The sequence below is a fragment of the Paludibacterium paludis genome (assembly GCF_018802605.1).
Classification (GTDB): Bacteria; Pseudomonadota; Gammaproteobacteria; order Burkholderiales; family Chromobacteriaceae; genus Paludibacterium; species Paludibacterium paludis.
In genome coordinates this window covers 4,055,988-4,069,732 of the sequence record NZ_CP069161.1, presented here as the reverse complement: position 1 = coordinate 4,069,732, position 13,745 = coordinate 4,055,988, and the positions used below count along the sequence as shown (strand labels likewise).

The following is a 13,745-nucleotide window of genomic DNA, read 5'->3' as shown; positions in this document are numbered from 1 at the left end:
CAACGTTTACGCAATAAAAAGCAAAAATCCCGCCCATGTCCCGGTGGGTACGGGTGGCGGGAGTTCCACGACGCCACTGTTCTCAGGTCAGCCGCGCCGGGGCATATTCGGCATGGAAGCAGGCCTACCTACGGGTAAGCCTGTCTATTCTAATGGTTTTTGCCGGAGTTATCCACAGGTTCCGGAAAAATAAGCGGTTGACAAAGCAGGGTAAATCGCGTCAAATCACGTGTTTATTTTCCGTTTCGAAATAGGAATACCAATCATGAAGCGCACTTACCAGCCTTCCACCACCCGCCGCAAGCGTACCCACGGCTTCCTCGTTCGTTCGAAGACCCGTGGTGGTCGCGCAGTCCTGGCCGCTCGCCGCGCCAAGGGCCGCAAGCGCCTTTCCGTCTAACGACGACGTTGGACTATCGCTTTCGCCGTGCGCACCGGCTGTTAAAAACGGATGAATTTTCATCCGTTTTTAGTTTGCGGCAAGCGCGCAGCAATGCTTTTTTCCAGGTGTACGCCCGTCCCAACGGACTGGATCATGCCCGTCTGGGACTGGTCGTTGGCCGCAAGGTCTCGCGGCGGGCGGTGCGCCGGAACTATATAAAGCGCAGCGTGCGGGAATGGTTCCGACTGAACCGGCCCGAACTGGGCGGCCTCGATTACGTGGTCCGCGCCCGTGTTCCGTTCGACCGGAGCAATCGCGCCGAAGCCGTCGTGGCTTTGTCCGCACTCTTTGCTAAACTGGCCAGATGTCGCGCTTCCTCGTCATCCTGATCCGGTTCTACCAGCTCGCCATCAGCCCCTGGCTGGCGCCGCGCTGCCGGTTCGCGCCCAGCTGCTCGCACTACGCTGTCGAGGCGGTTCGCCGCCATGGCGCGTGGCGTGGCGGGCGGCTTGCGATGAAGCGCATCCTTCGTTGCCACCCCTGGGGCGGCAGCGGTTATGACCCGGTTCCCTAACTTTCCGGTATATCGAGAGATGGATTCCAAGCGACTGATTTCCTTCATCGTCTTGTCCCTGGGCGTCTTGCTGCTCTGGCAGCATTTCTTCCCGCCCAAGCCGGCCCCGGCGCCGGTTGCGCAGACACAAGACGTCAACTCCGCCAAAGGCGCGGCCGCCAAGCCTGCCGATGCTTCGCGCCTGGCATTTGGCCAACGCATCAACGTCAGCACGGACCTGGTCCGCGCCCAGATCGACACCGTCGGTGGCGACCTGCGCACGCTGGATCTGGTCAAGCATGGCTCCAGCACCGACGAGAAGAAGCCCTACGAGCTGATGACCGACAAGGGCGGCCGTGTTTATGTCGCCCAGACCGGTCTTGTCGATCCGACCCGTCCCGACCTGCCGACGCACAAGACCGTCTTCTCCGCCGAGAAGTCGAGCTATGTGATGAGCGGCGACAAGCTGGAGGTGCGCCTGACCGCGCCCGAGGCCGATGGCGTTAAGGTCGCCAAGATCTACGAGTTCACCAAGGGTTCGTACCTGATCCGCGTCCGCTACGAAATCACCAATGCCGGCACCGTTCCACTCGCGCCGACGGCGTATTTCCGCCTGCTGCGCGACGGCAAGGAACCGGAAGGCCAGACGCGTTTCGCCAACACCTTCACCGGCCCGGCCGTGTACAGCGCCGAGCACAAGTTCCAGAAGGTGTCGTTCTCGGATCTTGACAAGAACAAGGCCGATTACGCGCAGACCACCCAGAACGGATGGGTTTCCATGCTGCAGCACTACTTCCTGTCCGCCTGGGTGCTCAAACCCCTGGACGGCAAGAGCGTGTGCCGCGACGCCGCGAGCTGTCATTTCGAATTGAAGGCCGCCAATGGCCTGTACTCGGCTTCCGCGACCGTGGCGCTGGGCGCGATCGCGCCGGGCGCGACCGCGAGCATCGCCATGCCGCTGTACGCCGGTCCGGAAGACTACGACACCCTGACCCGCGTGGCCGAGGGTCTCGAACTGTCCCGCGACTACGGCTGGGTGCACGTCATCGCCGCGCCGCTGTTCTGGCTGCTCGTCAAGCTGCACGCGCTGGTGCAGAACTGGGGCTGGGCGATCGTGCTGCTGACCATCATCATCAAGGGCGCGTTCTACCCGCTGACCGCGGCGTCGTACCGCTCGATGGCCAAGATGAAGGCCCTCGCGCCGCGTCTTGAGCGTCTGAAGGAACAGCACGGCGACGACCGCATGAAGTTCCAGCAGGCCGTGATGGAAATGTACAAGGTCGAGAAGGTCAATCCGCTCGGCGGCTGCCTGCCGATCCTGATCCAGATCCCGGTGTTCTTCGCGCTCTACTCGGCGCTGCTCGCCGCGGTGGAACTGCGCGAAGCGCCGTGGGTGATGTGGATTCACGACCTGGCGCGTCCGGATCCGTTCTACGTGCTGCCGGCCCTGATGGCAATCACCATGTTCATCCAGACCATGCTGAATCCTCCGCCGACGGACCCGGTGCAGGCGAAGATGGCGAAGATCATGCCGGTAGCCTTCTCGGTGATGTTCTTCTTCTTCCCGGCCGGTCTGGTGCTGTACTACGTGGTCAACAACCTGCTGTCGATCGCTCAGCAGTGGTTCGTCAACCGCCAGATCGAAAACGCCAAGAAAGCGGCGGCCCAGTCCTGACGACCGGGTAGCCCGAGCGGCCGGCCGTCCTGTCCGACACGACAGGGCCGCTGGCCGTTTTTTTCATTCAGAGCGAGGGTAACGACATGATGCCAGCCTACGCACCCGTCACCATCTGCGCCATCGCCACTGCGCCGGGGCGCGGGGGAGTCGGGGTCATCCGCATTTCGGGCCGCGACCTGTTGCCGTTTGCCGAAGCGATCAGCGCGGGCAAAACGCCCAGGCCGCGCTACGCGTTGTACACCGATTTCGTGGCGCGGGACGGTTCGGCCATCGACAACGGTCTGTTGCTGTATTTCCCCGGACCGAACTCCTTCACCGGCGAAGACGTCATCGAGCTGCAGGGGCACGGCGGCCCGGTGGTGATGAACATGCTGCTGGCCCGCTGCGTCGAGCTGGGCGCGCGTCATGCCGAGCCCGGTGAGTTCACCAAGCGCGCCTTTCTGAACGACAAGCTCGATCTGGCCCAGGCCGAAAGCGTGGCCGACCTGATCGACGCGGCGAGCGAAAGCGCCGCGCGCGGCGCCTTGAAATCGCTCAAGGGCGCCTTCTCCGGGGAAATCCGTGCGCTGACGGATGATCTCATCACCTTGCGCATGCTGGTCGAAGCCACGCTGGATTTCCCGGACGAGGAGATTGATTTTCTCGAGGCGGCGGATGCCGCGGGGAAGTTGTCCGGTCTGCGCGGGCAGCTGGACAAGGTGCTCGGCACCGCGCGTCAGGGCGCGATCCTGCGCGAAGGGATGCGTGTGGTGCTGGTGGGGCAACCCAATGTCGGTAAATCAAGTCTGATGAACGCGCTGGCCGGCGACGAGATCGCGATCGTCACCGATATCGCGGGCACCACCCGCGATACGGTGCGCGAGGAAATCGTCATCGACGGCGTGCCGGTGCACATCATCGATACGGCCGGTCTGCGCGAAACCACCGATGTGGTCGAACGCATCGGCATCGAACGAACCTGGCAGGCGGTGGAAGGCGCCGATGTGGCGCTGGTGCTGACGGATAGCCGCGAAGGGGTGACCGCCGAAGTGAACGCCATTCTCGAGCGTCTGCCGGCGGGCCTGCCGAGGATTTTCGTGTTCAACAAGATCGATCTGGCCGAAGGCGTGGCCGGCGAAGGGGAAGAAAACGGCCATGCCGTGGTGCGGCTGTCCGCCCGCACGCTCGAAGGGGTCGATATCCTGCGCAAGCGGCTGTTGTCCCTGATCGGCTACAGCGCCTCCGAAGGCGTGTTCCTCGCCCGCGAGCGGCACCTTGACGCCATCCGCCGCGCCGCCTTGCATCTTGAGACCGCCGCCGAGGTCTGGCAGCAGGTCGAGCTGTTCGCCGAAGAGTTGCGGCTCGCGCAGAACGCCCTGTCGGAAATCACCGGCGAGTTCACCCCCGACGATCTGTTGGGGGTGATCTTCAGCCGGTTCTGCATCGGGAAATAGGTCGCCGCCCGGTAAGTCGCCTTATTCCCGGTATTGCCCAGGGGCTTGCTGATGACCGTCGGCCTCGCCGGGCTGCCTGGCAGCGCACTCGGCATCATGAGGTACCACGGTGTTCGCGGCGGCGTTTCTGATTCCCTATGCGCATTCTTTACTCGGACTTCTGGAGCCGGGTCTGCATCATCGTTGGCCTGCTGCCTTTGATTCCTCTGCGGTTGGCGTGTCCGTCTCCCCGCTTGCGGCCCGGAGTTCAAGCGTAGGGCAATGTCTGATGCGTTGCCGGGAAATGAGCCGCACGTTGTGCCGCATCATCCTGCCTGACTGGCATTGCCGGCGCCAAGCCATCCCCGCATCAATGCGGGATGCGTGAAGGTGCAGCGGGAAGCAACCGGTCCGCGGCAGCCGGGCAGCGTGCTTCCGTCCCGTTGTGGCTCATCGCTCCACGCATTGCCAAGCGCTGTTGCCGGTACGTCAGTGAAGAGTGCCATCCGAACCCTTATTCCCTTGTTGTGTATGTAGTCGCAGCTCACGAATCGTGGTGTCCTGTTGTTCAGGAGATAAGCGCTGTCGAATGCCATTTTCGCCAGATCGCCCACTCTGGCCATGCTATTTTCTCCGATCCATTTTCCCCTCCTCTCGCGGCGGCCTCATTAAGTACAACCCTGCCTTGCACCGCAAATCTGGGCAATGCCCGCGACATCGGGGCATGCGTGGATTTGCTGAGTGGACACCGTGGCGCCGTCATGGCGAAAACGAGGCTGGCGGCTAGCGAATAGGGTAGTGGCGACATCTCGGTTCTCTTTCATCATGAATGCGCATGAGAGGTGGGCATACCTTACATGCCGCCGGTATCGCTGGGGTGATGGCGGCGTTGCGCATTGTCTTGTTCCGACAGAATGCATGCCGCCTCCCGATTACTGCCTGCACCATGCCGTGACGGATGGCGCGGATTCAATCCGGGTAATTTTTGTCATGGCCCATTGGACCGATTCGATTTAGGCTGTGGTCGATAAGCTGATTTAAATGAAATGGGTTGAAAATGGTGTATAAAAAAATGCTTTTGGCATGCGTTTCCTCCGTGCTGGTCAGCTCCGCATTGTGTGTTTCTGGCAAGGCCCAGGCTGAAGAGACGCAACAGCAAGAGCCGGTGAAAACCGCCCGGATCCGGCTGTTCAGTCAGAACGGATCGGGGATGTGGTTCTACCGTAACCAGGCCTGCTACCAGCTTGGGTTTTTCAGCCCTCCGAACGCCGAAGTGGTGTCGACCCTCGGCGCGGCACTCTCTTCTTTTATCGGAACGATATCGAATACCCGCATCGGTATGCCCGAGAGCCCGACCACCAAGCGTCTATCCGAACGACACGGTTTGGCCTCTAAAGCGTTTTTCAAGGAATATCACATTGACGCCGGTCAGCCCTTGACGGTGATGATGACCAGTGGCGCCGGGCCTGGATACGAGTGCCCATTAAGCGCGTATAGCTTCATTCCCAAGGCGGGAAAGGAGTATGAGGCTTTCCTCGATGTCGACGAGGAGAAAAAGCGTTGCCATTACCAAATAAGAGAAATCGTCGCGTCGCAAGACTCGACCGAACTGCAACCCGTGGAAGACGTGAAGCCTGTGGATGTCTGCAAACCATCGTCTGCTATGCGCACCGGTGAAGCGGAAGTTCCGGCTCTTCTGTCTAGGCCGCGGGAAACCGCTGCTCGAAGTGGCGCATCAGTAGCGCGCGCAGGTAGCGATGCAGGGGATGGGTATCGTTGCGCCGGTGCCAGACCAGGTTGATGCACAGGGTCGCTTCGCTGGGGAGCGGAACATGAACCAGATCCGGCCGGTCGGCGAATAAAGGGAGATACAGATTCGGTTGAATTGAGATCAGTGGCGCTTCGCTGAGGATGTGGCCGGTGGCCATCAGGCTCGCCGAAAGGGCAACGATGCGGCGCGTCAGGCCCCGCTCGGTGAACAGGTGGTCGACCACGCCCGCCGCCGTGCCGCGGTGGCTGCTGACCAATTGGTCGCAGGCGGCGAGGTCGGCGAGCGTCGGGGTGTCCGGAAGCGTCGTCTGTCGCGGGGAATACACGGCGGAGAACCCCGCCTCGCTGAGTATCGTGTGGTTGTGCCAGTCGCGCAGCGGCAGCGGCGCGGCGGTGAACAGCAGATCGACCTCGTCGCGGTCGAGCGCGGCGAGTTGCTGGTCGGTTTCCAGCAGCAAGGAGCGCAGTTGCACACCGGGCGCTTCGGCGCGCAACGCGGCGATCAGCGAGGGAAACAGCAGGGCTTCGAGTCCATCGGGAGCGGACAGGCTGAATCGGGCCGTGACGGCGGCCGGATCAAAATCGGTTTCCCGAAACAAAAAATCATTGGCCTCGTCGAGCCACTGGCGTATCCGCGGGGCGAGCTCCAGCGCGCGCGCGGTGGGCTCCATGCGATTGCCGCTGCGCACGAACAGCGGGTCTTTCAGCGTGTCCCGCAGGCGCGACAGCATGTGACTCATGGCCGGCTGGCCGAGAAACAGCCGCTCGGCGGCCCGGCTGACATGGCGCTCCTGCATCAGGGCGTCGAAAGCGACCAGAAGATTGAGGTCGATGCGGCGCAAGTCGCCGTGATGGATATCGATTTTCTGCATGACTCTCATTTTGACAATCGATTTCCCTGATGGCCAGGATTTCCGGACAATGCCGCTTTGTCGTTCCCGAATCCCGTCATGTCACCTCGTTCCCGTGCATTCACATGGCATCACGCCTGTATTGTATTCATCGTCTTTCTGGAATACCTGCAGACCATCATGGTGTCGTTCGCCTCGCGCTACATCGCCGGCGGCATCGATGCCGCGCCGGAAGAATTCAGCCTGGCGGCCGCGTGCTACGCCACGGTTGCCGTCGTGGTGATTCTCGGACACCGCTATCTGGTTCAGACGCTGGGATATCGCCGCATGCTGAGGCTGTCCTTGCTGGCGTTCGCCGCCGGCGCCGTGTTGTGCGCCACGGCGCACTCGGTGCCCGTGTTTATCGCGGGGCGTATGGTGCAGGCCGTCGGCGGCTCGGCTTTTTTCACGGCGTCACGCGTTCAGGTGCTCCATTACTCCGGCAAGGAGCGCATCCCCGCGCTGCTGTGTCTTCCGTTCGGCATTACCCTGGGATCGGCGCTGGCTCCGATTCTGGCATCCGAGCTATTGGATCAGGGGTCCTGGAGGGCGTTGTTCTGGGTGATGCTGCCGCTGACCGCGCTGGTCGACCGGATGGTGGCGCACTCCGTGCCGGAGCACGAGCCCGTGGAAAACGAGCAGCCCGACAAGGTGCATCCCTGGGCCATCCTGTGGCTGACGCTCGGCATGTTCCTGCTGCAGTTCATGCTGGAGCGCTCGCGCTACGACTTGTTCGGTCATCCCGCCTCGCTGGCGGTGGCCGGCATACTCGCCGCCATGCTGCTGCTGGCCTATCTGTGGATTGACTGGCGTCATCGGACGCCGCTGATTTCCTATGCCGAGTTTTCCAGTCGGCGTTATTGGCTGGGCATGGGCATCTACGGCTTCGGCTACCTGGTGGTGTCGGCCAGCAACTACATTCTGCCGATTTTCATGGTGCAGGGCCTCGGATTTCCGGTCACGGCGAGCGGCTGGTCGCTCGGACTGACCAGTCTGGCCGGATTGCTCACGATTCCGCTGCACCTTGCCTTGATGATGCGCTGGCCCGCCCTCAAACCTTATCTGCTGGTCAGCCTGGCAGGCTTGTGCGCGTTCGGCTGGCTGATGAGCGATCTTGGCCAGGAGAGCACGCTGTCGTCGATGATCTGGCCGTTGATCCTGCTCAACACCCTGTTCATGCCGTTCGCGCTGGGCACGGCCGCCGCCAGTACATTCCGGGGCATTGACGAAAAAGTGTTCAGCCATGCCTATCAAGTGAAAAACTCCATGCGCGAAGTGGCCAATTCGGTGGGATTGTCGGTGGCGACGATCATCATGCAGATGCGCGGCAATCTGCATTACAGCCGTCTGGCCGAGACCAGCGCGGCGATACGGCCGGGCTACGGCACGGCGGCGGGCGGTCCGGATCCCTGGGGGCTGCTTGGCAACCCGGAACCCGCCGCGCTGTTGCGCCTCGCCGGGGAGATCGACCATCAGGCCACCTTGATGGCCTGCCGGGATTTTTTCTGGGGCATGGCCGTCGTGGCGCTGGCGACAGCCTGCGGGGTGTGTGTGGCGCGCCGGATCCGTTGAACTGCCGCTTGAAAAACGCCGTCCGGGCCGGACCCGCCATGCCTTCGCAGACCGCGCCAATCATGCGGGCTAGCGATCGAGCGTTGATGACACGGGTTGGTGTGGGGCGGGTTCATTGCGTTTGAGCAAACCTTGACACAATTGCACTTGGCGAAATTCATGCGGCATGTGAAACTTCCGCCATATTCCGCACTCTTTTGTCATGCCGATGCGTCTTCGAGTTGTTCGTATGCTGGGCCTGCTCGCCGGTCTGTCGCTTCCGCTGGCCAACACGTGGGCCGCGCCCCTGGTGATGGTTTTCCAGACCTTGCCCCCGTGGTTGGCCACAGATGCCGACGGTCGTCCCTCCGGTCCTTACCTCGATTTCGCCAGCGAGATAGCGCGGCGCATGGGGGTGCCCCTCGAAGTCCGGGTCTGTCCCGTGCGCCGCTGTCTTGCCATGCTCGAGCGCGGCGAAGCGGATATCGTGCTCGGATTCACGCCAACGGAAGAGCGCCGGCGTGTCATCGAGTTTCTCGATCCGCCCTTCGCGCCGCCGGCCGTGATGGCGTTTTTTGTCAGCCGCGGCGATACGCGTCCTTTGCGCAACTATGGCGATCTGCGGAGCCGGCATATCGGGGTGGTCGACAGCGTGCGCTATTTTCCCCGCTTTGATGAAGATACCCAGCTGGCCAAGGATAGCGCGCCGGACAGCCCGTCCAACATGCAAAAGCTGGCGGCCGGACGCGTGGATTCGGCCATTTTCAACCGGGCCGAAGCCTGGTGGCTGATTCGTCGGCATCACCTTGAAGGCAGGATTGTCGAAACCCCTTACCATATCGAGTTGAGTGTTCCCCGCTATGTCGGGCTGTCGCGGCGCTCATCCTTCATGGCACACAAAAGCCGTTTGTCCGCCGTGCTGCGCGCCATGACTCTGGAAGGTTTCGGCGCCAAAGTGCTGGCTCCGATCGAAGGTAGATCCCATCCTTGACGGGGTGGCCGAGTGGTCAGCGGCTCCTTTTGCGTGGTTTTTTCTGTTGTATCCAAAAATTCTTCTGTAATATCAACGCGCTGTAATGGGTATTTATTCTGCATTAAATGTGGGGTTGCAAGCTAGTTGCCTCATTGAATATGAGTAAAACCTGATATTTGTCACGGCAAGCACTCTGGCTTCTGTACTAGGATAGCGTGGGCGAACTTTTATCATCTGTTGCGTCGCAGCATATTTTGCGAATTGGATAATGTCGCAAATTTATAAAAATATTGCGCCTTATCAAAAGTTTGAATTACATTGAATTCAAACGTCCGTTCGAAATCGCTGCGGCACGGGAGTTGGATAACGTCGTTTTTGAATCGATTTCATGTCATTCAGGAAAGGAAAACCATGCTCATCGCCATCGTGGCCGAGCGAACAGCCAGCGAGACGCGCGTAGCCGCGACGCCGGAAACCGTCCGGAAAATCATCGCCCTGGGACATCAGGTGGTTGTCGAGGAAGGGGCGGGCCTGCGGGCCGCCGTTTCCGACAAGGATTACGCCGACGCGGGCGCGACCGTGCTTGCCAGCCGCGCCGACGTACTGGCCAACGCCGACATCCTGCTGAAAATCCGACCGCTGGACGTCCACGAGATCGACGAGATCCGTGCCGGCGCCGCCGTCATTTCGCTGCTCAATCCCTATTCCAATCCCCTGCTGCCGCGCATGGCCGAGAAGAATCTCTCCGCTTTCGCGATGGAGCTGCTGCCGCGCACGACCCGCGCGCAGTCCATGGACATTCTTTCGTCCCAGAACAACATCGCCGGTTACCGCGCGGTGCTGCTGGCCACTCAGTATTATCCGCGCTTCATGCCGATGCTGATGACCGCGGCGGGCACCGTGAAACCGGCCCGCGTCCTGATCCTCGGCGTCGGCGTGGCCGGCTTGCAGGCGATCGCCACCGCCAAGCGCCTGGGCGCGGTGGTGGAGGCCTTCGATGTGCGCCCCGCCACCAAGGAACAGGTCGAGTCGCTGGGAGCGAAATTCGTCGAAGTGCCGATGACCGACGAAGAAAAGGCCGCCAACGACGGCGTGTACGCGCGCGAAATGTCGGAAGACTACCGCCGCCGCCAGAGCGAACTGGTCGACAAACATGCCCGCCAGGCCGACATCATCATCACCACGGCGCTGATTCCGGGCAAACCGGCTCCGCGCCTCATCGAAGCGGCGACCGTCGAAGCGATGCGCTCCGGTTCCGTGATCATCGACCTCGCCGCGGAGAGCGGCGGCAACGTCGCCCAGACCCGCCCGGGCGAGGTGGTGGTGACCGGGAATGGTGTGAGCGTGGTGGGAACCCTGAATCTGCCGGGCCTCATCGCCGCCGACGCCTCGAACCTGTTCGCGCGCAACCTCCTGACCTTCTTGCAGCTGATGCTGACCAAGGAAGGGTTTTCGATCAATCTCGACGACGATCTGCTGGCCGCCACGCTCGTGACCCACGAGGGTGCGGTGCGCTTTGGCGCGTCGGCCTGACCTCGGCGAAAGGAGAGCTCTCATGATGGATCCATTCATCATCAGTCTGACCATTTTCGTGCTGGCCGTTTTTGTCGGTTATCACGTGGTATGGAATGTCACCCCGGCCCTGCACACCCCGTTGATGGCGGTGACCAACGCCATTTCCGGCATCATCGTCGTCGGCGCGCTGCTTCAGGTCGTCGACATCAACGGCGAGACGATCACCCTGACCTCGGTTCTCGGGGCCATCGGGATTTTCCTGGCGAGCATCAATATTTTCGGGGGATTCCTTGTGACCCAGCGCATGCTCGACATGTTCAAGAAGAAGAGGTAAGCGACGACCATGCAAAATCTTTCCGCAATTCTTTATCTCGTCGCGGCGGTGCTCTTCATCCTGGCGCTCAAGGGCCTGTCCTCCCCGGCTTCGGCGCGTCGCGGCAATCTGTTCGGCATCGTCGGGATGCTGATCGCCGTGATCACCACCTTCCTGATCATGGACAAGCCGGTGTGGGCGCTGATCGGCGGCGCTATCGCGGCGGGGGGCCTGATCGGCGCCTGGCGCGCGCGCACCGTCGAAATGACGGCCATGCCGGAGCTCGTCGCCGCGATGCACTCGCTGGTCGGTCTGTCGGCCGTGCTGATCGCCGTGGCGTCGATCTACCATACGGGCCTGACGCACAGCCCGGTGCAGAAGGTTGAGCTGTTCATCGGCGCGTTCATCGGGGCCATCACCTTCACCGCCTCCGTGATCGCCTATGGCAAGCTGTCGGGCCGGTTCGGTTCGCGCGCCATCAATTTCAGTGGCCAGCACCTGCTGAACCTGGTGCTCGCCCTGTCCATGGTGGGGTTCGGTTTCGCCTATTTCGCCACCGACAGCCAGGGAGCTTTCCTGATCATGATCGCGATCGCCCTTGTTCTGGGTGTGACCCTGATCATTCCGATCGGTGGCGCCGACATGCCGGTGGTGGTGTCGATGCTCAACTCCTATTCGGGCTGGGCGGCGGCCGGTATCGGCTTTACCCTCAACAACCCGGTGCTGATCATCGGCGGCGCGTGCGTGGGTTCCTCCGGTGCGATTCTGTCCTACATCATGTGCCGCGCGATGAACCGGTCCATCGTGTCCGTGCTGCTGGGCGGCTTCGGCGCGGAAGTGGCCGAAACCGCTGCCGGCCCGGGCGGCCCGCGTCATTACAAAAGCGGCTCGCCAGAAGACGCGGCGTTCCTGATGGGCCACGCGGATTCGGTGATCATCGTGCCGGGCTACGGTCTTGCCGTGTCGCGCGCGCAGCATGCCTTGCAGGAGTTCGCCGAGCTGCTTGGCGAGCAGGGCGTCAAGGTGCGCTACGCCATCCATCCGGTGGCCGGCCGCATGCCGGGCCACATGAATGTGCTGCTTGCCGAAGCCGAGGTGCCGTATGACCACGTACAGGAAATGGAAGAAATCAATTCGGATTTCTCCAACACGGATGTGGTGCTGGTGATCGGCGCCAATGACGTGGTGAACCCGGCGGCCCAGAAGGACAAGAGCAGCCCGATCTATGGCATGCCGATCCTGGAGGCGCACAAGGCCCGCACCGTCATCGTGGTGAAGCGTTCCATGAATGCCGGCTACGCCGGTCTGGATAACGATCTTTTCTACATGGACAAGACCATGATGGTGTTCGGCGATGCGAAAAAGGTCGTCGAAGAGCTGGTCAAGTGCGTGGCGCATTAAGCCGCGGACACGCTCCATTCACCCCGCCCCTTGCCCGGGCGGGGTTTTTTCGTGCTCATTAATTCTTATTGCTTGCAATAAAATAGTGCACTATATAATATGGCGGTATGACCACACACAAAACCGCTCGGACGCTATCCGGCAACGCCTCTCTGAATCTGGACGACCAGTTATGCTTCGCCCTGTATTCGGCATCGCTTGCGATGAACAAGGTCTACCGGGACGCGCTCAAGCCGCTGGGCATCACCTATCCGCAATACCTGGTGTTTCTGGTGTTGTGGGAAAACGACAGGCGGACCGTGTCCGAAATCGGGCACCGGTTGTATCTGGACTCCGCCACGCTGACCCCGCTGCTCAAACGCATGGAGGCGGCCGGCTGGCTGACCCGCGAGCGCGACCGCGCGGACGAACGTGTCGTGCTGGTCTCACTGACCGCTAGCGGCCGGGCATTGCGGGAAAGCGCGCACGCCATCCCGGGCAGTCTGCTGTGCCGAAGCAGGCTCCCTGTCGATGAACTGGCCGGCTTGCGCGATGCCTTGGCGGGTCTGCGAGACGGGCTTTTGGACAGCTAGCTCTCCGCTGTTTGTGGGGCATTTATATCGTGCGCTATTTAATAGTTCAATATTGACAGGCGGCGGGACCGCCGGATTTCAGGAGAAAGACATGGCTGAACTGACTAAAGTCCTCTACACCGCGGAAGCGACCGCGTACGGTGGCCGCGACGGGCGCGCCGAATCGGACGACAAGGCGCTGTCGGTCGACTTGTCGACACCCAGGGAGCTGGGCGGCATGGGGGGCGACGGTACCAACCCGGAGCAGCTGTTCGCCGCCGGGTATTCGGCCTGCTTCATCGGCGCGCTGAAGGTGGCGGCCATGCAGGCCAAGGTGAAGTTGCCGCATGAGGTGGCGGTGACCGGGCGCGTCGGCATCGGACCGATCGAACACGGCTTCGGCATCGAGGTCGAACTGCGCATTTCGTTACCGGGTCTGGAGCGCGAGGCGGCCGCTTCGTTGATCGAAGCGGCACACCGCATTTGCCCCTATTCGAACGCCACGCGCGGCAACGTCAGGGTAACGCTGACGCAGGCGTGATTGCCGGCGATCCCGGGTCGAGACCCTTGGCAAGCCGCCAGGGTCGGTGATACCGACAGGCGTTCATGTCGGGAAATGAGCTTTCTTTGGAACTCGCCGCATTGAGACACATTGGTCAGGGCACGCAAATCGTGGCACAGGTTCTCGCGAAAATAGCGCTTGAAGCTTTATGTCCGATTGCATCGCATCTCAATGAGTTTCGATTAAGAGAGGAT

At 61.6% G+C, this 13,745-nt stretch carries 15 protein-coding genes; 13 read left to right on the top strand and 2 right to left on the bottom strand.

Annotation, left to right across the window (positions count from 1 at the left end; all coding sequences use genetic code 11):
- Positions 1–265 precede the first annotated feature (265 nt).
- From rpmH to mnmE, 5 genes are all read left to right on the top strand, one after another.
- Complete coding sequence (rpmH, locus tag JNO50_RS18865; RefSeq protein ID WP_136554387.1) at positions 266–400, top strand: 50S ribosomal protein L34; 135 nt, start codon at positions 266–268, stop codon at positions 398–400.
- 8 nt (positions 401–408) lie between these two features.
- Positions 409–771 carry a ribonuclease P protein component gene (gene rnpA, locus JNO50_RS18860; RefSeq protein WP_189531777.1) on the top strand — a complete coding sequence of 121 codons (363 nt, stop codon included), beginning with the start codon at positions 409–411 and terminating at the stop codon, positions 769–771.
- Positions 747–956 (top strand): membrane protein insertion efficiency factor YidD, encoded by a 210-nt coding sequence (gene yidD / locus JNO50_RS18855; RefSeq protein WP_189531779.1) that lies wholly within the window; start codon positions 747–749, stop codon positions 954–956. Before rnpA ends, yidD begins: the two co-directional genes overlap by 25 nt.
- A 19-nt stretch (positions 957–975) precedes the next feature.
- Entirely contained in the window at positions 976–2,610 is a 1,635-nt protein-coding gene (yidC, locus tag JNO50_RS18850; protein ID WP_189531781.1) for a membrane protein insertase YidC, read from the top strand.
- Positions 2,611–2,699: 89 nt separating this feature from the next.
- Positions 2,700–4,046, top strand: coding sequence for a tRNA uridine-5-carboxymethylaminomethyl(34) synthesis GTPase MnmE (mnmE, locus tag JNO50_RS18845; RefSeq protein ID WP_189532140.1), 1,347 nt, complete (start codon positions 2,700–2,702; stop codon positions 4,044–4,046).
- Between the two features lie 305 nt (positions 4,047–4,351).
- Here mnmE and JNO50_RS19330 read toward each other — a convergent pair whose 3' ends face one another.
- Positions 4,352–4,531: a hypothetical protein gene (locus JNO50_RS19330; RefSeq protein ID WP_373298308.1), complete on the bottom strand. Its 180-nt coding sequence runs from the start codon at positions 4,529–4,531 to the stop codon at positions 4,352–4,354.
- Between the two features lie 551 nt (positions 4,532–5,082).
- On the opposite strand from JNO50_RS19330, the gene JNO50_RS18835 reads away from it, so the two are divergent.
- Positions 5,083–5,826 (top strand): hypothetical protein, encoded by a 744-nt coding sequence (locus tag JNO50_RS18835; RefSeq protein ID WP_215796429.1) that lies wholly within the window; start codon positions 5,083–5,085, stop codon positions 5,824–5,826.
- Here the strand turns inward: JNO50_RS18835 and JNO50_RS18830 are convergent.
- Positions 5,726–6,667: a LysR family transcriptional regulator gene (locus tag JNO50_RS18830; protein WP_189531787.1), complete on the bottom strand. Its 942-nt coding sequence runs from the start codon at positions 6,665–6,667 to the stop codon at positions 5,726–5,728. The genes JNO50_RS18835 and JNO50_RS18830 overlap by 101 nt on opposite strands.
- 78 nt (positions 6,668–6,745) lie before the next feature.
- Between JNO50_RS18830 and JNO50_RS18825 the strand changes: the two genes are divergently transcribed.
- The 7 genes from JNO50_RS18825 to JNO50_RS18795 all read left to right on the top strand — a co-directional run bounded on the left by JNO50_RS18825 (position 6,746) and on the right by JNO50_RS18795 (position 13,530).
- Positions 6,746–8,257: an MFS transporter gene (locus JNO50_RS18825; RefSeq protein ID WP_189531789.1), complete on the top strand. Its 1,512-nt coding sequence runs from the start codon at positions 6,746–6,748 to the stop codon at positions 8,255–8,257.
- Between the two features lie 229 nt (positions 8,258–8,486).
- Positions 8,487–9,227 carry a substrate-binding periplasmic protein gene (locus JNO50_RS18820; RefSeq protein ID WP_189531791.1) on the top strand — a complete coding sequence of 247 codons (741 nt, stop codon included), beginning with the start codon at positions 8,487–8,489 and terminating at the stop codon, positions 9,225–9,227.
- A gap of 393 nt (positions 9,228–9,620) precedes the next feature.
- On the top strand, positions 9,621–10,742 hold the full coding sequence (locus tag JNO50_RS18815) for a Re/Si-specific NAD(P)(+) transhydrogenase subunit alpha (RefSeq protein WP_189531793.1): 1,122 nt from the start codon (positions 9,621–9,623) through the stop codon (positions 10,740–10,742).
- A 22-nt stretch (positions 10,743–10,764) separates the two neighbouring features.
- Positions 10,765–11,058 (top strand): proton-translocating transhydrogenase family protein, encoded by a 294-nt coding sequence (locus JNO50_RS18810; RefSeq protein ID WP_189531795.1) that lies wholly within the window; start codon positions 10,765–10,767, stop codon positions 11,056–11,058.
- Between the two features lie 9 nt (positions 11,059–11,067).
- A complete protein-coding gene (locus JNO50_RS18805) occupies positions 11,068–12,438 on the top strand; it encodes an NAD(P)(+) transhydrogenase (Re/Si-specific) subunit beta (protein ID WP_189531797.1) in 1,371 nt (456 codons plus the stop codon).
- 107 nt (positions 12,439–12,545) lie between these two features.
- A complete protein-coding gene (locus tag JNO50_RS18800) occupies positions 12,546–13,010 on the top strand; it encodes a MarR family winged helix-turn-helix transcriptional regulator (protein WP_189531799.1) in 465 nt (154 codons plus the stop codon).
- A 91-nt stretch (positions 13,011–13,101) separates the two neighbouring features.
- Positions 13,102–13,530, top strand: coding sequence for an organic hydroperoxide resistance protein (locus tag JNO50_RS18795; protein ID WP_189531801.1), 429 nt, complete (start codon positions 13,102–13,104; stop codon positions 13,528–13,530).
- The last annotated feature ends 215 nt before the right edge of the window (positions 13,531–13,745 follow it).